At 28.1% G+C, this 20,466-nt stretch carries 21 protein-coding genes; 15 read left to right on the forward strand and 6 right to left on the reverse strand.

What is annotated here, in order from left to right; translation table 11 throughout:
* Positions 1-12 precede the first annotated feature (12 nt).
* Positions 13-2,397 (reverse strand): TonB-dependent receptor, encoded by a 2,385-nt coding sequence (locus Q4586_RS03670; RefSeq protein ID WP_303526395.1) that lies wholly within the window; start codon positions 2,395-2,397, stop codon positions 13-15.
* Between the two features lie 127 nt (positions 2,398-2,524).
* Here Q4586_RS03670 and Q4586_RS03675 point away from each other — a divergent pair, with 127 nt between their 5' ends.
* Positions 2,525-3,145, forward strand: coding sequence for an L-threonylcarbamoyladenylate synthase (locus Q4586_RS03675; RefSeq protein WP_303526397.1), 621 nt, complete (start codon positions 2,525-2,527; stop codon positions 3,143-3,145).
* A 188-nt stretch (positions 3,146-3,333) separates the two neighbouring features.
* On the opposite strand, the gene Q4586_RS03680 is transcribed toward Q4586_RS03675, so the two are convergent.
* From Q4586_RS03680 to Q4586_RS03690, 3 genes are read right to left on the reverse strand one after another with little or no spacing between them, the layout of a single operon-like run.
* The gene (locus Q4586_RS03680; protein ID WP_303526399.1) at positions 3,334-4,332 is read right to left on the reverse strand and encodes a glycosyltransferase family 2 protein; all 999 of its coding nucleotides are present in this window, start codon (positions 4,330-4,332) and stop codon (positions 3,334-3,336) included.
* A 31-nt stretch (positions 4,333-4,363) separates the two neighbouring features.
* Positions 4,364-4,915 carry a nucleotidyltransferase family protein gene (locus tag Q4586_RS03685; protein WP_303526402.1) on the reverse strand — a complete coding sequence of 184 codons (552 nt, stop codon included), beginning with the start codon at positions 4,913-4,915 and terminating at the stop codon, positions 4,364-4,366.
* Between the two features lie 8 nt (positions 4,916-4,923).
* On the reverse strand, positions 4,924-5,367 hold the full coding sequence (locus Q4586_RS03690) for a type I restriction enzyme HsdR N-terminal domain-containing protein (protein ID WP_303526405.1): 444 nt from the start codon (positions 5,365-5,367) through the stop codon (positions 4,924-4,926).
* A 17-nt stretch (positions 5,368-5,384) separates the two neighbouring features.
* Here Q4586_RS03690 and holA point away from each other — a divergent pair, with 17 nt between their 5' ends.
* The 14 genes from holA (at position 5,385) to Q4586_RS03760 (ending at position 19,259) form a co-directional block, all read left to right on the forward strand.
* The gene (holA, locus tag Q4586_RS03695; RefSeq protein WP_303526408.1) at positions 5,385-6,386 is read left to right on the forward strand and encodes a DNA polymerase III subunit delta; all 1,002 of its coding nucleotides are present in this window, start codon (positions 5,385-5,387) and stop codon (positions 6,384-6,386) included.
* 165 nt (positions 6,387-6,551) lie between these two features.
* A complete protein-coding gene (locus Q4586_RS03700) occupies positions 6,552-6,965 on the forward strand; it encodes a response regulator (protein WP_068704302.1) in 414 nt (137 codons plus the stop codon).
* Positions 6,966-7,508, forward strand: a complete 543-nt coding sequence (locus tag Q4586_RS03705; protein WP_068704301.1) for a heme NO-binding domain-containing protein — start codon at positions 6,966-6,968, stop codon at positions 7,506-7,508.
* Complete coding sequence (locus Q4586_RS03710) at positions 7,505-9,871, forward strand: PAS domain-containing sensor histidine kinase (RefSeq protein WP_303526417.1); 2,367 nt, start codon at positions 7,505-7,507, stop codon at positions 9,869-9,871. Before Q4586_RS03705 ends, Q4586_RS03710 begins: the two co-directional genes overlap by 4 nt.
* Before the next feature lies 1 nt (position 9,872).
* The gene (locus Q4586_RS03715) at positions 9,873-10,193 is read left to right on the forward strand and encodes an Hpt domain-containing protein (RefSeq protein ID WP_303526420.1); all 321 of its coding nucleotides are present in this window, start codon (positions 9,873-9,875) and stop codon (positions 10,191-10,193) included.
* 6 nt (positions 10,194-10,199) lie between these two features.
* Positions 10,200-10,913 (forward strand): LytR/AlgR family response regulator transcription factor, encoded by a 714-nt coding sequence (locus tag Q4586_RS03720; protein ID WP_068704295.1) that lies wholly within the window; start codon positions 10,200-10,202, stop codon positions 10,911-10,913.
* Between the two features lie 104 nt (positions 10,914-11,017).
* Positions 11,018-11,716 (forward strand): LytR/AlgR family response regulator transcription factor, encoded by a 699-nt coding sequence (locus tag Q4586_RS03725; protein ID WP_068704293.1) that lies wholly within the window; start codon positions 11,018-11,020, stop codon positions 11,714-11,716.
* 309 nt (positions 11,717-12,025) lie between these two features.
* Positions 12,026-12,667 carry a hypothetical protein gene (locus tag Q4586_RS03730; RefSeq protein ID WP_068704291.1) on the forward strand — a complete coding sequence of 214 codons (642 nt, stop codon included), beginning with the start codon at positions 12,026-12,028 and terminating at the stop codon, positions 12,665-12,667.
* 244 nt (positions 12,668-12,911) lie between these two features.
* Positions 12,912-13,700 (forward strand): WxL protein host-binding domain-containing protein, encoded by a 789-nt coding sequence (locus Q4586_RS03735; RefSeq protein WP_068704289.1) that lies wholly within the window; start codon positions 12,912-12,914, stop codon positions 13,698-13,700.
* A 58-nt stretch (positions 13,701-13,758) separates the two neighbouring features.
* Entirely contained in the window at positions 13,759-16,812 is a 3,054-nt protein-coding gene (locus Q4586_RS03740) for a hypothetical protein (protein ID WP_303526427.1), read from the forward strand.
* The gene (locus Q4586_RS03745; RefSeq protein WP_303526430.1) at positions 16,805-17,407 is read left to right on the forward strand and encodes a hypothetical protein; all 603 of its coding nucleotides are present in this window, start codon (positions 16,805-16,807) and stop codon (positions 17,405-17,407) included. Before Q4586_RS03740 ends, Q4586_RS03745 begins: the two co-directional genes overlap by 8 nt.
* 5 nt (positions 17,408-17,412) lie before the next feature.
* Positions 17,413-18,003, forward strand: coding sequence for a hypothetical protein (locus tag Q4586_RS03750; protein WP_303526433.1), 591 nt, complete (start codon positions 17,413-17,415; stop codon positions 18,001-18,003).
* A 134-nt stretch (positions 18,004-18,137) separates the two neighbouring features.
* A complete protein-coding gene (locus Q4586_RS03755; RefSeq protein WP_303526435.1) occupies positions 18,138-18,803 on the forward strand; it encodes a DUF8737 domain-containing protein in 666 nt (221 codons plus the stop codon).
* Between the two features lie 3 nt (positions 18,804-18,806).
* Positions 18,807-19,259, forward strand: a complete 453-nt coding sequence (locus Q4586_RS03760) for a hypothetical protein (protein WP_303526437.1) — start codon at positions 18,807-18,809, stop codon at positions 19,257-19,259.
* Here the strand turns inward: Q4586_RS03760 and Q4586_RS03765 are convergent.
* Together Q4586_RS03765 and Q4586_RS03770 are read right to left on the reverse strand one after the other, a co-directional pair.
* Positions 19,256-19,627 carry a hypothetical protein gene (locus tag Q4586_RS03765; protein WP_303526439.1) on the reverse strand — a complete coding sequence of 124 codons (372 nt, stop codon included), beginning with the start codon at positions 19,625-19,627 and terminating at the stop codon, positions 19,256-19,258. The genes Q4586_RS03760 and Q4586_RS03765 overlap by 4 nt on opposite strands.
* A 55-nt stretch (positions 19,628-19,682) precedes the next feature.
* Positions 19,683-20,408: a tRNA-uridine aminocarboxypropyltransferase gene (locus tag Q4586_RS03770; RefSeq protein ID WP_303526440.1), complete on the reverse strand. Its 726-nt coding sequence runs from the start codon at positions 20,406-20,408 to the stop codon at positions 19,683-19,685.
* Positions 20,409-20,466: the final 58 nt, after the last annotated feature.

A 20,466-nucleotide genomic window follows, 5' to 3' on the forward strand; every position in this document is an offset into this window, starting at 1 on the left:
AAACTTTTGTTGTTAAAATTGAAAACGATAGCCAAAGTCTGGAAAAAAACCAGCTTGATTTACTTGTTCTACGGTATTGGTTGTTCTGTTGTACTTTTTTACAAAAATATTCTCTTTATCTGTAATATTTTGCAGGTCAATATATAATTTATGGGAACTTTTTCGCTTTTTACTATTAAAAGTTACTCCTATTTTTAAATCTAAACGCATGTACTTGTCATATTGCTTGCTAAACGCATTGGAGTTATCTAGTATTTGATAACCAGCAACTTTTGAAGCTTCAAGATTTACAGGTGTAAAATATTTACCACCTGCAGTAACAAAACGAGTATCTATTGAGAGTATCGTGTTTTTACTAGCTCCTAATTTAAATTCTTTTCCTGTTAAAAAATTAAAAACATAACCGTTATTAAAAGGAGTATTTCTTTCTATTCCATCACTTCCTTTGTAAGTACTATCGAATATTGAGCTTGTAATTAAAGCATGGTAACCTTTACTAAATGATTTTTCTAAAGTAAGTTCAAGTCCTTGATTAATTCCTGTACCAGCATTAGTTAAATTGGTTTTATCCGAAGAAAAAGTAAAATCGGCTCCTTCTGTTAATGAAGAATAGCTAGATGGAGTTTTATCAACCGCAGCATTTTTAATTGTTTGATGATATAATTCTAATTTACCTCTCCATTTTGGCGCTATTTTTACATCATACCCAAGTACAAAATGATTACTTTTAATAAAATCAAGGTTTTTATTTGGTTGCGTATTTATACCATCTATTTTCTTATTTAAAAATACTAATGGACTCGGTGTGTTTTGATGATGTAATCCATATCCAAAATTAAGAGCGTGTTTACGATGCAATTGCCAGTTTATAGATGCACGAGGCTCAATAACAAATTGCTCGTTTAAATCACTATACATTGCATGTAACCCTGTGTTAAGAATCAACTTTTTCGAAAGCCTATATTTACTTTGTATATAAGGTTGAAAAATGGTGTAGTCACCTTTAATTTTTCTAATAGTAACTAAATCAGGATTACCATCATTATCGTTATCAGGCTGTTCCGATCTATCTTTTCTGTCATAATCTATATTAAAATTTTCAGCTAAAAACCCTGTTTTTAATGTTAGTCTTTGATTTATTTTGGTGTTGTACATTGTTGAAAAAATAAGACGAGTCTCCTTATCTATATTTTCTGTATATTTTAAATTACTTTGTAAAGGTGTGTTTAAATTTAGTATACGTTCTTCTTTGTAATCATTTTTATTAAAAGTACCAGCTATAATTGTCTTTAAATAAGAGTTGTTTGTAAGTTGTAATTTATGTTTTAGGCCAACAAGTGCTACATTAGATATAACGAAAGAATTTTCATCTGGAGCAGAGAATAAATCATCTTTATCGTAATCTTTACCTAAGAAATCAATACTAGAGTCTCCAATAAGCCCAAATAAAGAAAACTCACCTAACTTACTTTTACCGAAATCTATATTAAAAGAAACATCCATATAGTTAGGAGTATCACTAGTACCTCCACCATTTATTAAACCTATTAAAGAATATCTGGCAGCAATTAAAAAAGAACCGTTGTTTTTTTTATTAAAAGGTCCTTCAGCACTTAATTCTATTCCTGAAAAAGCACCCATTTGAAAAGAAAATTCGTTGGTATCTTTATTTCCTTTTCTAAAACCTAAATCAAAAACACCACCAATAGCATTTCCGTATTCAGCAGGAAAAGCAGAAGTAATAAAGTCAGAATTTTTAAGCATATTTGGATTTAGAGCAGAAATTGGGCTTCCTGTTGTACCTAGGGTTGAAAAATGATTAGGACTTGGTATTGGAATACCTTCTAAACGCCATAATAATCCAGTAGGTGAGTTTCCTCTAACTACAATATCATTTCTACTGTCGTTAGGAGCAGCAACTCCCGCAAAATTACTAGCAAGTCTAGCAACATCACTTCTTCCACCAGCGTATCTACCAACTTCTTTAATACCAAACTGACGGGCTGATATTGAGGTGAATTTATTTCTAGCTTTAAGTTTACTGGTGTTAGAACTTGTAATAACTATTTCATTAAGTTGATTAAAGTTTTCAGTTAATGCAATTGTAAGAGAAATATCTTTACCCGAATTTACTTCAATATCTGGTATGGTACTATTTTCGTAACCCACGTAGCTAACTCTTATAACTTGTCTTCCTAAAGGAATGTTATTAAGAGTAAAATAACCATCAATATCGGTAGTTGTACCTATAGGTGTTTTTGAATTTAGTAGTTCTATTGTCGCTCCAATAAGAGGAAGTTCAGACTGTTTATCTATAACCAAACCCTTGATAACTCCATTTTGGCCATATAAAAAACAACTTAATAAAAGTAAAAGAATACTGCTTATTTTTTTCATAATAAAATAAATGTTAATTTGATACAAAGATGTTTTATAACAATTATCTTTTCATTGATGATAATCAATAACGTATTTTTTAACTAAAAATTAGGAGTATTTATTCACAAAAGATTACTTTTATAGTATGGCACAACTTATAAAACTATATAACGACAATCCAAACGCTAAAGAAATAGCAAAAATTGTAAAAATATTACAAAATGGCGGATTAATAATTTACCCAACCGATACTGTATATGGGTTAGGTTGTGACATTACCAATACAAAAGCATTAGAAAAAATAGCCAAAATAAAAGAAGTAAAGTTAGAAAAAGCTAACTTTTCTTTCATTTGTAACGATTTGAGTCACCTTTCAGATTACGTAAAACAGATAGATACAGCTACTTTTAAAATTTTAAAAAGAGCTTTACCAGGACCATACACTTTTATTTTGCCAGGCAGTAACTCGTTGCCAAAAGTATTTAAAAAACGTAAAACAGTCGGAATTCGTGTACCAGATAATAATATAGCAAGAGAAATTGTAGCGGCTTTAGGCAACCCAATCGTATCAACTTCTATTCATGATGAAGACGAAGTTATTGAGTATACAACTGATCCTGAATTGATTTTCGAAAAATGGCAAAACATGGTTGATCTTGTTATTGATGGTGGTTTTGGTGATAACTATGCATCAACAGTAATAGATTTAACCGATGGTTACCCAGAGGTAATTAGAGAAGGAAAAGGGAGTTTAGATATTTTGTAATTAATTTTTTGAAGCTATTTCCCGCTTTCCGCACTCGCTCTCTGCGAGGAGCTCAAACAAACGCTACAATCGGGGCTAGGCTATTTTTGAGGTTTGTTTTTTAAAATTTATTTTTTCGCTGAAACGATGTTAAAAAAAACATCATCATGCTGAATTTATTTCAGAATCACATTAAAAAGAGTAAAAAGTTACTTTAAATCCTCAAACTTCTTCCTACCCAAAGCATAATATTGCCAAACAACAGAAGGTGTTTTGTAATAAGAGTTGCTTTTTGTGGTGTTTTTTCTTTTATTTAAAAACTTAAATAAATTAACATAAAAACTAAAATGTGCTTTTATAATAGCAAAAGTATGATTCGATTTTCCTTCAAGTAAAAATTTAATTCCAGCCAATCCGTCAAAAACTAAACGAAAAAATATAATTATAAAAAGTTTAGAAGTAGGTAAGTTTTTTAATAAGCTTAATAAGCTATTTCTAAAATTTAAATACGTTTTTTTTGGATTTAAAGTTGAAAGTGTAGCACCACCAACATGATACACGGTAGCGTTACCAACATATTTAATATCAAAATTGTTGTTTTTTGCCCGCCAACACAAATCAATTTCTTCTTGATGTGCGAAAAAATCTTCGTCAAAACCGTTTAGTTGATGAAAAACATTGGCGCGAATAAAAAAACATGCTCCTGAAGCCCAAAAAATTTCAGAAACATCATTAAACTGACCGTTGTCGGCTTCTAAATCGTTAAAAACACGACCTCTACAAAACGGATATCCAAATTTATCAATAAAGCCACCACCAGCACCTGCGTATTCAAACTTTGTTTTATCCTTAAAATCTAAAATTTTAGGTTGAATAATAGCGGTATTTTTTTCGTTTTTAAAAACCTCTAAAATAGGTGTTAGCCAATTTTTGGTTACTTCAATATCTGAATTTATAAGGCAATAAATATCAGCTTTAATATGTTGTAAAGCATCATTATAGCCTTTAGCATACCCACCGTTTGTAGTATTTTGTACAATTTTTACAGTAGGATAGTTTTGCTTGATAAATTCAATAGAATCATCAGTTGAAGCATTGTCGGCAACATAAACATCGGCTTCTTGCGAGCTAAAATTTACGATTGATGGTAAAAACTGTTCTAATAACTGTTTACCATTCCAATTTAATATAACGATTGCTGTTTTCAAGAGTGCGAATTTACGTTATTAATATTATTTTTTAAGCGTAAAAAATATGTAGTTTAGGCCAATTGTTTTGCCAAGATTTATTTTTAATTCTTTTACGGTATATTTCTAAATCAAAATGCGGAGTTGGTTTTACAATAAGATTGAATAAATCTTCTAAACCATGTGGAGCAATAATTTGAAATGAGTTATCTATAGTTAGTTTTACAGCAATAGCAGTTGCTGTTTCTGGCCAAAAAGAAATCGCATGGTAACAGTTATTATAGTGAGGCTGCTTATTACGAATATGCATACGCGCTTGGTTTTTTACAGACCAATTTACTGTTGAATTAATGCGAGTCAACTGTTGTTCAAGCAATATATCTATCTTTGGCGAGCAATTGTTGGCATTGAAATAAATGAGATCAATATCATGTAAAGGAGTTCTAGCTTTATGATGCTTATGATCCCAAATTTTATTTCGAATAAAACCGGCCCCAATCCAGCAATCAGGAAGATTCAAATTCCTAACAGTTTTTAAGATGTTGAGCATCCACTCATCATTTTTGATTATTTCAATCAACTCTAAGGTTAAGTTTTGTTTCATGAAATAAATTATTGATAATTAGGAATGTCTTTTAAAAAAATATAGGTTTCATTTTCTTTATCTAACTTGCAAAAATAATGTTGTAATCCGTTGGTAACCACTAAGTAGTTGGCGTTTAATTTTAAATTGTAACGTGCAATTTGATCAAAAGTATCTTGTGAAATTTTAATTTTAGGTGCTTTACATTCTACAATTATATCTGGCATTCCATCCGAAGAAAAAATAACAATATCGGTACGTTTTTTTAAGTTATTTATTGTGAGTTGTTTTTCAATAGCAATTAACGAAACAGGGTATTTTTTTTCATCAATTAAATACTGTACAAAATGTTGTCGCACCCACTCTTCAGGAGTTAGTACCATGTATTTTTTTCGCCATTTATCAAAAATAAGCGTCTTATTTTCGTTACTTTTGAGCTTAAATATATAGTTGGGCAGATTTAGTTTTTGCATGCTTCAAAAGTAAGAAAATGAACGAAATTAAAAATATTATATCTGATATAAAAGGAGGAAACATACAGCCTATTTATTTTTTAATGGGTGAAGAATCGTATTATATTGATAAAATTTCAGATTATATTGAAGAAAATGTGCTCGATGAATCTGAAAAAGGTTTTAATCAGGTAGTTATGTATGGTCGTGATGTTACCATTGATGAAATTATTTCATCAGCAAAACGGTACCCAATGATGGCAGATCGTCAGGTAATTATTGTAAAAGAAGCGCAAGATTTAAGTCGCACGATTGATAAAATTGAGGCTTATGCTACAAATCCGCAATCAACTACAGTGTTGGTTTTTAATTATAAATATAAAAAGTTAGATAAGCGTAAAAAAGCCTACAAAGCCATTGCTAAAAACGGATTGATTTATGAGAGTAAAAAATTATATGAAAATCAGGTTGCTGATTGGATTCGTAGAGTTTTAGGTGGAAAAAAATATAATATAGAGCCAAAAGCTTCACAGATGTTGGTTGAGTTTTTAGGAACTGACTTGAGTAAAATAGCAAATGAGTTAGATAAATTAACTTCAGTTTTATCAAAAGATACCATTATTACCGATAAGCATATTGAAGAAAATATTGGAATTTCTAAAGATTTTAATAATTTTGAGCTACGTAAAGCTATTGGGCAAAGAGAGGTGGTAAAGGCTAATAGAATTATTAATTACTTTGGGCAAAACCCGAAAAATAATCCGTTAGTGATGACTATCTCATTATTAAATAGTTTTTTTACACAATTACTGATGTATCACGGATTAAAAGACAAGTCAAAAGCATCAGTAGCTAAAAATTTGGGAGTTAATCCTTATTTTGTTGATGATTATACTTCGGCAGCACGTAATTACCCAATGCGAAAGGTGTCACAAGTAATCGCTTTATTACGTGAAGCAGATGTGAAAAGTAAAGGAGTAGGAGCCAATCAATCTCATGCTGATATCTTAAAGGAATTACTGTTTAAAATTATGCATTAATTTTTAAATTTATAGAGTTTTTAGGTGTTTTGACAAACAGCGTTTTACCATTCACCTGTACTTTGATGTCATTCGTCGATACTTAATTTTTTTTAATCGATGGTTATTCATATTCTTCCTTTTTTAATAGATTTTTACATTTGCTATTTAATTAAAAACATATAAATGCAAGAAAGATTGAAAATTTTATTCATAGAAGATGATGTGGTAGAAACGATGAAGATGAATAGAACAATAAAAAGGTTGAAGGCTCATCATGATATTAGAGAAGCTAAGAATGGTGAAGAAGCTTTACTAGCATTGAAAGATGAAAATGAATTACCAGATATTATTTTATTAGACCTTAATATGCCAAAAATAAACGGAATAGAATTTTTAGGGATCTTAAAAGCAGATGATAAATTAAAATATATACCGACAATAGTTCTTACAACATCAAATAACCGTAAAGATGTTTTAGAATGTTATAAAATAGGTATTGCTGGTTATGTGTTAAAACCTCTAAAATACGAAGACTATGTATCTAAACTAGAAAAGCTATTATCGTATTGGAGTATTAACGAATTAATAAAAGGTTAAATGAAAGGTATTGTATTTACAGAGTTCTTAGAGTTAGTCGAAATTAAATTTGGTTTAGAAGTTGTTGACGAAATAATTGAAAAATCAAACCTTCCTTCGCAAGGAGTTTATACATCTGTGGGTACTTATGATTTTTCAGAAATGTTATCACTTTTAATTAGTTTAAGTGATAAAACTAAAATAAGTATAGACGATTTATTATTGGTTTATGCAGAGCATTTTTTTAGTGTGTTGGTTAGTAGTTATCCAACTTTAATTGAAAAATATAATGACCCTATTGAAATGTTGGCATCTATAGAAAATCATATACATGTTGAGGTTATGAAAATATATCCAGAAGCTGAACTGCCTACTTTCGAAATTGTTGAAAAAACAAATGATTCGTTAATTATGATTTATAAATCTAGTAGAGCTATGTACTATTTTGGTTTAGGTTTAATGAATAAAACTTTTGAACATTTTAATTCTAGTGCAAAAATTGTATTAGAAAAATTAAAAGAAGATGGTACCGAAGTTAAGTTTATTATAACTAGAGATAAATGAGTACTAAAAGAATTGAAATATTAGAAAGAGCATTATTAAGAGAGAAAAAAGCAAGGAAAGCAGCTGAAAAGATATTAGAGCAAAAGGCTTTGGAGCTGTATAAAGTAGCTGGTGAACTTAAAAAAACTAATAATACTTTAGAAAACCTTCTTTCTCAAAAAGATATTGAACTTAAGGGATTTTATAAGAATATTGTTGATGCATATTGTGTTATGGATATGCACGGTAATGTGATAGAAATGAATAATGCTGCAATTCAATTATTGAAAATTGAGGAGGACATGAATACTTTAAACCTCACAGATTTTACTTTAAGAGAAGATAAGGGACTTGTTATAAATGCCTTTAAGTCATTAAAAGAGAAAGGAGAATTTAAAGATTTAATAATTAGAGTTGTAGATGCTAAAAAAGCAATAAAACAAGTACATATTAATGCTAGTTTAATTTTTAATGAGAATGGTAAACCTTTTGCTATTCAGGGAATTGCTAGAGATATAACCGAAGATCAAAAGCTTAAAAAAAGTATATCAGAATCAGAAAGTAGGTTAAAGATTTTAATCGAAAATCTTGATAGTGGAATTTTATTGGAAGATGAAAATAGAAATATTATAGTATCCAATAAAAAATTCTGTGAAATATTTTCAATACCAGTTGCACCAGAACTATTAATTGGTCAAGATTGCAAAGCTGCATTAGAAAATTTAAAACATTTAATAAAAAATTCAGATGAGTTTGTTACTACTATTAATCAGTTAATAGAAAATAAAAAAGAAGCCCTATCACAAGAAATAAAAATGGCTAATGGTAAAGTTTTATTAAGAAATTATACACCAATTTTTAGCGGTAAAGAGTTAAAAGGACATTTATGGAGTTATAAAGATGTTACTGTTGAAAGGCAGATTCAAGAAAACCTTGTAGAGTCTGAAAATAATTTAAAAACCTTAATTCAGAATCTAGATCATGGGATATATATGGAGGATGAAAATGGTATTGCAATACTTGCCAATAAAAAGCTATGTGAGCAATTTTATATGCCTATGTCTCCTGATTTAATTACAGGTCAAGATTTTTCAAATGGAGCTGAAGAAAGCAAAATATTGTTTACAAACCCAGAAGAATTTTATAATCGTTACCAAGAAACTATAACCAATAAAAAAGTAGTTATTGGAGATGAGTTAGAAATGGTAGATGGTAAAATATTAGAACGAAACTACTTTCCGATATTTAAAAATAATAAGTTTAGTGGTCACCTTTGGAGTTTTAATGATGTTACCTTAAAGAGGTCTTATGATAAAAACATAGAAACACAGAAACAAAAATACAGTAATATTATTGCCAACATGAACTTGGGTTTGGTAGAAATAGATACTGATAATAATATTATAATGATAAATCAAAGTTTTATGGATTTATCAGGCTATACTAAAGAAGAGCTAATAGGAAGATCTGCAATAAATTTTTTAATAGCTGATCAAAGTAAAAAGAAGGCAAGTAAAATAGCTAAATCAACTTTTAAAGAAGAGTTAGGTTCTTTTGAACTAGAAATAAAAAATAAAAAAGGAGAATTAAAATCATGGCTAATAAGTACAGCTCCCAATTACGATGAAAAGGAAAACGTAACAGGCTCTATAGGTGTGGTTTTAGATATTTCAGATTTGAAAAACTTACAAAATCAGAAAGAAATTCTTCTAAAAAATTTAGAAAAAAGTAATGAAGAACTAGAGGAGTATGCACATATAGTATCTCATGATTTAAAATCGCCGTTACGAAGTATTTTTGCACTAGTATCTTGGCTTAAAGAAGATAATCAAGATAAATTAGAAAAAGAAAGTTTAGAGAACATAAAGTTAATTGAATCTACTTTAGAAAAAATGGAACAATTAATAACAGATATTTTAAATTACTCTAGTGTAACCTCAAATACCAATACGATTAGCTCTGTAAATTTAAATACTGTAGTTGAGGGTATTAAACAACTATTATTTTTTCCAGATCATATAACCTTAAAAATAAAAAATACATTACCCATTATTCAGGGTGATAAAGTAAGGTTTCAACAACTTTTTCAAAATTTAATAAGTAATGGAATAAGATACATTGATAAAGAAATAGGAGAAATAATTATTGATGTACAAGAATTTAGTACACATTATAAATTTTCAGTTAGTGATAATGGAATAGGAATCGAAAAAGAATATTTTGATAAAATTTTTAAAATTTTCCACTCGCTTAATGAAAATAAAGAATCTACGGGAATTGGTTTGTCAATCGTAAAAAAGATAGTTTCATTATACAATGGTGAAGTTTGGTTAGATAGTAAAACAGGAGAAGGCACAACGTTTTACTTTACAATAAAAAAATAAGATGGAAGAAAAACCTAACATAAATTATATAAATGAACTGGCAGGAGATGATATTTCTTTTAAAAAACAATTAATAGCTGTAATAAAGAATGAATTTCCGACTGAGATTAAAACCTATTTTGAAAATTTAGAAAAAGAAGATTACAAAAAACTAGCTTCTGATGTACATAAAATTAAACATAAAATTAGTATTTTAGGACTTGAAAAAAGTTATAATTTTGCTGTAGATCATGAAGATAATCTAAAAGAAGGTAATCCGAGTTTAAAAGACGGGTTTAACACTATCTTGCAAAATATTACAGAATTTTTAAATAAGCTTTAAAATTTTATGACAAGTATTATTATTGATGACGAAGCTACGGCAAGAATTATATTACAACACTTATGTGATAATATTGACGATATTGATGTCATAGATTCTTTTTCAAACGCTATAGATGCTATAAAGTTTTTAAATAAAAATGAAGTAGATCTTATTTTTTTAGATATACATATGCCTGGTTTTACGGGAATGGATTTTGTTCAAACTCTTAAAAATCCTCCCAAAATAATATTAATATCATCAGATAAACAATTTGCCATAGAGGCATTTGAATATAATTTTATTTTAGATTATTTAATTAAACCATTATCATTACCAAGGTTAAAAAAAGCACTTAATAAAGTAGCAGAAAGTAAAAGTGTAAAGCCAAAAGTTACTGAGAACTCGTCAGAATCAAACGTTTCTTCAGGTAAAGAACTATTTATTAATATAGATAGACGCTTGATTAAAATAAACATTTCAAGTATAAAACTTATACAGGCAAAAGGTGATTATATTTTATTAAAAACAGATTCACAAAATTATACAGTACATTCAACTCTAAAGAAAATTGTAGATAAACTTCCTACAAATCAATTTTTAAAAGTACATAGGTCTTATGTTATTAATACTTCAAAAATTATTGATATTGAAGATAATAGTGTGTTAATAGATAGAGATGTAATTCCTGTAAGCCGTTCTAATAGACCAGAACTTATGAGACGTTTAAATTTACTTTAAACATATTTATATACTATTCAACGATATATAAAGTTGCTTCATCGAATAAGTAAATCATAATTTTTACAGATTATTTATTTTTGATATCATTCAAAATAATAAATATGAACTGTATTATAATTGATGATGAAGAAACTTCTAGAAGTATACTAAAAAGACTTATTTCAAAGGTAAAAAAACTTCGTTTTATAGATGAGTTTTCTAATGCAAAAGAAGCATTTGATTACTTAGTTGTAAACAAGATTGATTTAGTTTTTTTAGATGTACATATGCCAGAAATTACCGGTTTTGATTCGTTACATTTATTGACAGCAAAACCTAAAGTAATTATTACTACTTCAGATAAAGAATTAGCTATAAAATCTTTTAATTATAGCTGTATTGTTGATTATTTACAAAAACCTTTTAATTATGCTACGTTTTTAAGAGCGATAGACAAAGTGAATGAATCGCTAATAGAAAAAGATTCTATTTCTGTAGAATACTTTCCTCAAAACAATGATTTACTTATTAAAGTAAATAGAAGAAACATTTATATAAAAATTGATACTATTTCTTTAATAAAAACTAAAGGAGAAGAAATTAAAATATTTACAGATACTTTAAATTATAGTATAAAATACACTTTAGACGAAATTATAAAAAAACTACCCAATGATTTTTTTATGAAAATAAATCAAAATTATGCTATTAACATTAACAAACAAATAAATATTGAAAAGAATAATGTTTTAATAGGCAGCGAAATTATTCCTGTCAATGATGCCAATAAATTTAAACTGATTAAAAAAATTAAACCATAATCATTTTTATGAATTAAAAATATATATAACAATAATTACGCTGTAATATTTATATAATTATTTGTTAACCAGTTGTCTATTCGTATTGATTTTTAATTAATATAGATGGGCAACTTCTTTTTTTGTAAAACAATTAACAGTTTTAAATCGAATTATAAACATATTATTTTTAATAAAGAGGTGGTATGTTTTTTTAAAAGTATTTTAAGGCTATTCGTCTATAGATTAGGTTTACTCATCGAAAAACAGAATTTATTTATTAGGCTCGATTATATATTTGTGTCAATATTAATTAAATCATCTCATCTTATGAAAAAAGTAAATCTATTTATGATCGCATTAGCATTAGCTTTCACAACTCAAAAAACTGTAGCTCAAGACAATAATGATACAAATCAGGCAACTCATCAACTAGACGTAAATGTTCCTGAGTTAGCTCTTATTGATATCTGGGATGCTAACGAAGGTGCAGAGGCAGCAACAATTTTAATGGATATGGCAAATGTTACTTTAGTAGGTACTAATGCAGAAGCAGGTTTATATGCTTTTCAAGATATGGATTATCAAAATTTATATTTAAACTACACAAGTGTAACAGGTGCAGGAGGTTCTGGTTTTGATGTAACAAGACAAATTGATGTGCAATTTGAAGCAGGAAGTACTTTTCCAGGGTCTTTAGATCTTAGAATTACTCCAGAAGCTCCATTAGTAGTAGTAAATGGAGGAACAGTAGATTCTGCCGGTACAGTAACTGCTGGTGGTGTGGCATTAGGCGCAACAACACCAATAGGTACAGATGTGTTACTAGTTAATAGTATTGAAAGTGTATATACAGGTGATGAAACTCAAGGTGTAAAATTAGCGTATACATTAGAGCAAAATGGAAATTTTGCAGGTTATCAAGCTGGCTCTTATTCAGCAGTTATACGTTATACTTTATCAGATAATTAACCCTCTTTAATTTTCCTTCCCCCATCCCCTTAAAATCCCTAATTTTTAAAAGCCCTTTACGGGGCTTTTTTTATGTTTTTTAGGATGAGGTGAGGAATTTACAAGATGATTAAAAACATTCATACAATTTAAATTACTGTTCGTCGACACTTAAATGTGAACTATCGAAATACAAGATGAGATTAAGTGATATAGCTGTTAATTTACATTAGATATAATAAAAAATACTTTAAATCAAAAGGTTATGAATAAAAGTAGATTAATTTTTTTCGCTTTTCTTTTTTTTACAATAATCACAAAAGCAAACGTAATTGTTGTTAATGGTCTTACTCATAAATTTTCAGGAGTATCAGGACAAACATTTAAAGGAGAAGTTATATTAATAAACCCTACAAGTATAGATCAACGTGTAATTTTTAGTTTAAATGAAGCTTTATATAATTGTGAAACAGGTAGAACTTTTGTAGAGAAAGCTGCACATATTAATTCTTCTACCACTTGGTTTAATGGATCGGTATTAGAAAAGGTTTTAGCTCCTAAAGAAAAATTTATTTACAAGTTTAGTATTACCATTCCTAATGATGCTCTTTTAAAAGGTTCATATTGGACAACCCTTATGGTTGATGTAGATAAACCTGTTAGAAAAGAAGTGTCAAAAGGTATTGGATTAAGTACCAAAATGAGATATGCTATACGATTATTAACGGATGTTAACTTAATGGATGATGTAGCGTTAGATTTTAAACAAATTGAACTAAAACCTGAAAGTCAAAAAAATAAAAGAAAATTAACAGTTAAAATTTTTAATGAATCTCTTTTTATAGAAAATGTAAAACTATCATTAGAGGTTTATGATTTTAATGGAAATAAAATTTTGATGTCTAAAACTCAACGTTTATCTGTTTTTCCAAATGTTTGTAGAGATTTTAATATAGATGTTTCTAACTTAAAAAAAGGTGATTATAAATGTATTGTTCTTGCTGATTCTAGAGAAGAGTTTACAGGAGTTAATGTAGATTTAAAAATAGATTAATTTTTGTTTATAAGAACAGGTATTAGTCCTAGAATATAAATTTTTAAAGCTTAAAATTATGAACAAATATTTATACATATTTATTGTAGTTCTTTTTTGTTTAGCGTGTGCTAAAGAAGTAAAGGGTGATTATTTGTTTACAACACCAGCTCTTTTAGAAGAAAATATTAAACTAAATAAAAAAGACTCTCTTATAGAATTTAATAAAACAATAGCTATAGATAGTTTTTCTGTTGAAAAAACACATAAAAAATATTTTAATAAAACACAAAATAAAGCAGTACTAGACACATTAATTATAGGGAAGCAAGGTGTAAAATCTAACAAAACCCAAACCGATTTAGTAATTAATAAACCCAAAACTATTCTAAACCCAAAACAAGATTTAGGAATTCAATTTAATACTAAAGAATTGGCAACAGTTCAGGATAAAAATCAAACTGTATCTTTTAATGAGTTGAAAAAAAATGATATACATATAAATATAATAAACAAGCAAAATGATTACACTACAAATAGTACTTACACGGTTATTACACAGATTACCAATAACAAAAAAACATTTAAAAATATATCACTTGAAGCCAATTTACCTAAGGAATGGAAAATAATATCAATCAGTAAAATAGGTAGATTACAAAAAGGTGAGAAGAAATTATGTTTCTTAACTTTTTATATACCAACTCAATTTAAGTCTGGTCTTTCAGATGCCGTTTTAACTCTTAAAAAAGATGAATCAATAATTAAAAAACATAATTTTACTTTAAATGTTAACCCTAATTATAGTTTAGAGGTTTTTGCAATGGAATCACCAAAGCAATTACAAGCAGGAGAATCAATTAACTCTAATTTTATAATTAAGAATAATGGTAATTTGGCACAGAAAATCAGTTTAAAAACCAAAAATATTTTAAAAAGTAAACAAGAGTTTTTTTTACCTAAAGATTCAACTATTATAGTAACAGTATCTCAAAAAACGAACAAAAAGGCTAATAGTTTTAGAAGAATTGGTACCAATTTGGAAGTTTTAAATATTACTGGAAATAAAAAATATTATGTAACAAATAGTGTTGAGGTAATACCAACTTCAATAAAGAAAAAGGATCCTTATTTTCGGTACCCTATTGAAGCAAGTTTAAATTTTAACAGTTTATCTACAAAAGATTATCATTTTTCAATGTTATCTGCCGAAGTAAAAGGAAATGGTTTTTTAGATATCAATAAGAACCATCGTTTAGATTTTATAATTAGAGCTCCAGAAAAACAAAACTTAAAATATTTTAGTATTGTAGATCAATACAGTTTTATTTATAAATATAAAAATTCAACAACTATATATTTAGGTGATCATGCTTATGATATAAATAGATTGGGTTATGGTAATCGTTATGGAATGGGATTTAAAATTGACCAAAATATTAAAAAATGGACTTTATCTACTTTTTACAGTAAACCAAGGTTATTTGATTATAATAATAAGCCTATTTACGGTGTAAAAGCTGTATATAATAAGTCTGATTCTCTTCGAATTGGAGTTTCTTTAGTGAAATCTGAAGGAAATAATTATAGTTATAAAAATCAAATAGAACAAGATGGTAAAGGTCAAATAGCAACTTTTGATTATTATTATAGAAATAAAGGTACTTATGTTGAGGCTGAAATGTCTACAAGTTTTAGTGAAAATAATTTAGATTATGCATCAAGACTTAATTTTTCGCAAAAGTTTAAAAATGTTTCATTTAATAGTAACATAACTTATGCTAGTAAAAATTATTTAGGTGCAATTTCTAACAGCTTACAGTTTAGTAACAGTTTTGCATATTACTTGAATGGATTTAATTTTGCACTAGGGCATGCTGTTTCTAAATTAAATAGAAAATTAGACCCGATTTTGTATGAAGTAGAGCCTTATTATGAGAATTTTTATGCAACATTTGGATACAGACACAATAGAAAATATAATATTAGTTTCAGATTTGATAAAAGAATCAGAGAGGATCAGCTTGAACCTGTAAATTACAAATATCAAGAATATGGTTTTGATTATAGGTTTAACTATGTTGGAAATTCTTTTACTGGTAGCTTTGGTGGGCGTTTTGCAAAAACACAGAACTTACTAATAAGTAATCAAGATTATAGAAACACGTATACACATAATTTAAATTTATCTTATAGAATTCTAAGAAATTTGAGTTTAAGAACATCAATAAATCACACTATCACAAATCGTTATGGATATTCGGGGTTAAAACAAAATTATTACAGGTATAATTTTGGTGCAAATTACAATGTGTCTAGGTTTTTTAGAATAAATGCAAATTACAATAGTGGTTTTAGCCCTGAGAAAAGTTATAGAAAAAGAGATTATATAAATTTAAATATAAACGCAAAAATTAATAATCATCATCGTTTACAATTAAGAGCTAATTATTTTGAAAACCCATCAGAATTAAACAATAAACAACTACAAACATTTGTAAAATATACTTATTCATTTGGTGTAGGTCTTAAACGAATGTTTGATCAAGGTGGAATAGAAGGTTATGTGTCATGTAAAGATGAGAAGGTAAATGTTAAAGGAATAAAAATATTTACCGCAGGTAAAACCGTTATAACAAACAAGTTTGGTAATTTTGAATTAAATAACCTACAGCTAGGTAAAAACTTTATTTATATAGATGAATCTTCTTTGCCTAATAATGTAGTTTTAGCTCAAAAAAATCCTATTGAGATTAATGTAGAAAAAGATAAAAGTAATTTTTTAGAAATTGCTTTTTTAAAATCGAGTAGTTTATCTGGTCGTTTAAATTTAACGAATACAGGTAAGGTAATTAACAAAAATCTTAGAAGCTATGTGAAAATTAGCAATAATGACTTTAGTTATTATGCAGAATCAGATGAAAAAGGATTTTTTAAATTCAAAAACATAGTTCCTGGTACCTATAATTTTAAGTTGATACGTTTTAAAAATAATAATTACATTAAAACGGTTAAAAGCACTTCGATTACAATAAAAGATGATGTGAGAAATCAATTAAATATTGATGTAGAAGGAAAAGAAAGAAAAGTTAGGTTTATCAAAAACAATTTAAAAGTATTATATAATGACTAAAATTATAAAAATTACATTGTGTTGTTTAATAATGTTTTCTGTTAGTACTATTAAGTCTCAAGAAACATTAAATGCAAATGATCCTAGTTCTTTTGTTTTAGGAGGAGGTCAAAATGTTAATCCAATTAATATTTCTTTATCAGAGTTTGCTATTGTTGATGTAGAACCAGATCCTGATAATTCGATTTCTTTCGGAGGTATAAACTCTTCTCTCGAAGCAGGTTTGTCAGCTTTAAGTGGCAATGCAAGTATTAATGAAGAGTTGTGGGTTAATTTTTCTATCAGAACAAATACAAACACATCAAATACAACTCTTAGTGTTAGAGCAAATCAAAACTTGCCAAATGGAATGGTTATAACAATTCAAGTAATTAATGTGAATGTTAATAGTTCAGATATACAAAATCCATCACAGATATATGATTTAAGAACCGTTAGTGTTGATGCAAATTTTAAAGACTTAGTAAAAGATATTAAAGGAGGTGGTGTTTCTGGCGATGGCGTTAATAATGGTTTTCAATTACGAATAACTATTAATAATCCGAATATGTTAAGCTTACCAAACGGATTTGCTTTAGAATATGAATTAAATTAAAAACTATGAAAAAACATATAATTACCTTAATTTTTATTTTGAACACATTTTTTATTTTCGGTCAAGTTTTGCCAGGTACATTAAGTGTTACAGGTCAGCCGTTTATTATAGAATCTACTTTTGAATTGCCCACAGAAGCAGGTGATGGGCAATCAGGTATTGCTTCTGAGAGTGGTATTAACGGTCAAGAAATATCATTTGTGTTAAACCCAACATTATTAGGGCCTATACCTACAACTTCAGAGCAAAATTGTACCGCTAACGTATATTTATATAAAGTTTTTATGCATACTGAAGCTATACCAAATGGAGTTTTAATAGAAGCAAGAGCATCGACAGGAGGAACAGCTGTTCCTGCCTCAAGCCCTTACGATATACTTAACATTCCTTTTGGACCAAGGGCAGTAACTTTAGAAAATGGAGGCGCCTACATTACATTACCAGATGATGGTAGCCAAGCTATTAAGGTTTTTGAATTTGTTGGTTGTAGAGAAAATGTACCAGTTCAATTTAGAGTTAAAGCAAAGAGTAAAGTTTCTACAGATTTAATAAGTAATGTAAATATATTTTATACCATTACGGCAACTATAAATTAAGTTTAGTTAAAATAAGTTATAGTGTTGCTGATTTTAACATTTTTATTAAAATAAGTTTCTTGCAGTTAGGCTTTTTGTCATTTGACAAGTCACATCGAAAAAATCAATAATACTTTTGATATAAAGATTGAAATATGACACCAAACTTACCACTTTACATTTCAATTTCGTTTTTACTAATAACAGTTTATGTAATTTATGCGTTTGCAAAATCGAACAGCTTAAAAAAGATAACTTTAGCTATAATAATGGGGTGGTCTGTACTAATTTGCATACTTGCTTATAACGGTGTTTACCATTATACAGAAGGTGATAAGTACTCAACTTTTCCATTAGTAATGGCGCCGCCAGTATTTTTTATAGTGTATTTAATTAGAAATAAATTTTATGAAAACAGAGATATTCGTTGGAGTACCGCTGTGCATATTGTTCGTTTTCCGGTAGAATTATTGTTGTTTGAATTGGCGATAAGAGAATTATTACCAATGGAAATGACTTTTAAAGGCTGGAATTTTGATATTATTCCGGGGATTACATCTATTTTATTATTACTTTGGATGAAATACGGAAACGTAAACAAAAAACTATTATTAGTATGGAATATTTTAGGGTTAATCTTTATCATTTTCATTTTAACAAACGGATTTTTATCACAAGAATTATTATATAAAAACTTTGGGTATACAGTGCCAAACACAGCAATTACCTATTTTCCTACCATATTATTAGGTGGTGTAATTGTACCGATTGTAATTTATGCACATATTTCAGATATTATTTTATTAGCTAAAAAATCATAAAAAATGAAAAACATTTTTAACAAAGAAGTTACCAACGAAGTAATTAACAGAATAGAACAATTAACGCCAACAAGTCAGCCGAGTTGGGGTAAAATGGGTGTTGCTGAAATGTTAGCGCATTGTTGTGTTGCTTATGAAATGATTTATACAAGCAAGCATCCAAGACCAAATGGTTTTGTTAGAATGATGCTTAAAGCATTCGTGAAAAAAGCGGTGGTAAATGAAACTCCTTTTGCTAAAAACGGAAGAACTGCTCCACAATTCATAATTACTGATGAACGTGAATTTGAAGTAGAAAAAAAGCGTTTAATAGATTTTATAATAAAAACTCAAGAATTAGGCGAGCAGTATTTCGATGGAAAAGAATCACACTCTTTTGGTAAGTTATCTACAAAAGAATGGAATAATTCTTTTTACAAACATTTAGAACATCACTTAACGCAATTCGGCGTTTAAAAAAGGGTATCTAATTTAAAGGTTAACATAAAATACAACATTCCTATTGTAACCAAAAAATGAAATCCGAAACCAATATAATTGATCACTTTCACAACGGTTTTACTATAAAAACCGCTAATGGAATAAAGGGCTGCTATTAAAATAGAAACTTCTACACTTATTACAGATAATTCTATAAAATCGAAATTATGTTGTTTTGCATTTATGTTGTCAATGATCCAAAAAATTAAGAAACCAATTATAATAACTGCGTTTAAATAAGAAACTATTAAGGTCGTTTTTTGTTTTTTATAACCAATGAGAATAGCTGCTAAGTGGCAACCTAAAATAAGAATCACTGTAATGCTTGCATCTGTATCATTCATAATTATTTTGTGGTTGTGTTTTTTAAATCACTTATGTATTTTTTAGTAGTTTTATCTACTCTTGTTCAAAAATAATATTTCTTTCTGTTTTTTTCTTGTACATGTTCTTAGTAATCATCTCTTTGTTAGTTGTTGAGCAATAATTTTTACTATCTGGATTTAGTGCATATTCGAGTTGATGGTCTATCATTTTTTCAAAAGGAAGCAAGAAATTTTTTGTATCACATTTTTCTAAATCAGCCTTCTTAAGTAAGTTTATTACTGTGTAAACAGATTCAATTGTACTAAGACAAAGCGCTGCTGGTTGCTGTTTAATAATAAATTTAGACTTAATTTTATTATCAAAACTGACTCTTTTTAATTGTTGTAAGTTGGTACTTAGTTTAAGCATTTTACGAGCGCAAGGCCAGGTACCATCAAGAATAAAAATGTGTGGACCATCTCCCATAAAAGAATTTATTTCAGCATTTTTTCTTGTAGAGAAGTTAAAATTATCTTTTCCTGGATACAGTAAGAAAGCGTTATTTTCTTTATTAGCAATTATTTCATTTACTCGGCTATTATTAGTAAAATCGACACCAACTATAATTTCTGAATTTTCAAGTTGAAGTTTCGTAATATGCCCTGTTCCGCTTTTTTCTTTTCGGTATTCCTTCGGATGCATCAAGATAATAAAACGAGTCTTCGTATGAAAAGGGTTAAGATATTTACAAATGCATGTGCTAGCAGGTCGCATACATTTGTAACATTTTATTCGTGGATTTTTTATTTCTACTTGCAAGAGGAATATCTGTTTATTTTAATTGGCCATAACTAGTTATATGATGTTAGCAAACTTT

This window comes from Tenacibaculum soleae (assembly GCF_030549005.1).
Lineage (GTDB): Bacteria > Bacteroidota > Bacteroidia > Flavobacteriales > Flavobacteriaceae > Polaribacter > Polaribacter soleae.

What these genes read in the sequence shown, in the direction of transcription:
- Q4586_RS03670 (WP_303526395.1), bottom strand. Translation starts at nt 2,397, where the DNA reads ATGAAAAAAATAAGCAGTATTCTTTTACTTTTATTAAGTTGTTTTTTA.
- Q4586_RS03675 (WP_303526397.1), top strand. Translation starts at nt 2,525, where the DNA reads ATGGCACAACTTATAAAACTATATAACGACAATCCAAACGCTAAAGAA.
- Q4586_RS03685 (WP_303526402.1), bottom strand. Translation starts at nt 4,915, where the DNA reads ATGAAACAAAACTTAACCTTAGAGTTGATTGAAATAATCAAAAATGAT.
- Q4586_RS03690 (WP_303526405.1), bottom strand. Translation starts at nt 5,367, where the DNA reads ATGCAAAAACTAAATCTGCCCAACTATATATTTAAGCTCAAAAGTAAC.
- holA (WP_303526408.1), top strand. Translation starts at nt 5,385, where the DNA reads ATGAACGAAATTAAAAATATTATATCTGATATAAAAGGAGGAAACATA.
- Q4586_RS03700 (WP_068704302.1), top strand. Translation starts at nt 6,552, where the DNA reads ATGCAAGAAAGATTGAAAATTTTATTCATAGAAGATGATGTGGTAGAA.
- Q4586_RS03705 (WP_068704301.1), top strand. Translation starts at nt 6,966, where the DNA reads ATGAAAGGTATTGTATTTACAGAGTTCTTAGAGTTAGTCGAAATTAAA.
- Q4586_RS03710 (WP_303526417.1), top strand. Translation starts at nt 7,505, where the DNA reads ATGAGTACTAAAAGAATTGAAATATTAGAAAGAGCATTATTAAGAGAG.
- Q4586_RS03715 (WP_303526420.1), top strand. Translation starts at nt 9,873, where the DNA reads ATGGAAGAAAAACCTAACATAAATTATATAAATGAACTGGCAGGAGAT.
- Q4586_RS03720 (WP_068704295.1), top strand. Translation starts at nt 10,200, where the DNA reads ATGACAAGTATTATTATTGATGACGAAGCTACGGCAAGAATTATATTA.
- Q4586_RS03725 (WP_068704293.1), top strand. Translation starts at nt 11,018, where the DNA reads ATGAACTGTATTATAATTGATGATGAAGAAACTTCTAGAAGTATACTA.
- Q4586_RS03730 (WP_068704291.1), top strand. Translation starts at nt 12,026, where the DNA reads ATGAAAAAAGTAAATCTATTTATGATCGCATTAGCATTAGCTTTCACA.
- Q4586_RS03735 (WP_068704289.1), top strand. Translation starts at nt 12,912, where the DNA reads ATGAATAAAAGTAGATTAATTTTTTTCGCTTTTCTTTTTTTTACAATA.
- Q4586_RS03740 (WP_303526427.1), top strand. Translation starts at nt 13,759, where the DNA reads ATGAACAAATATTTATACATATTTATTGTAGTTCTTTTTTGTTTAGCG.
- Q4586_RS03745 (WP_303526430.1), top strand. Translation starts at nt 16,805, where the DNA reads ATGACTAAAATTATAAAAATTACATTGTGTTGTTTAATAATGTTTTCT.
- Q4586_RS03750 (WP_303526433.1), top strand. Translation starts at nt 17,413, where the DNA reads ATGAAAAAACATATAATTACCTTAATTTTTATTTTGAACACATTTTTT.
- Q4586_RS03755 (WP_303526435.1), top strand. Translation starts at nt 18,138, where the DNA reads ATGACACCAAACTTACCACTTTACATTTCAATTTCGTTTTTACTAATA.
- Q4586_RS03760 (WP_303526437.1), top strand. Translation starts at nt 18,807, where the DNA reads ATGAAAAACATTTTTAACAAAGAAGTTACCAACGAAGTAATTAACAGA.
- Q4586_RS03765 (WP_303526439.1), bottom strand. Translation starts at nt 19,627, where the DNA reads ATGAATGATACAGATGCAAGCATTACAGTGATTCTTATTTTAGGTTGC.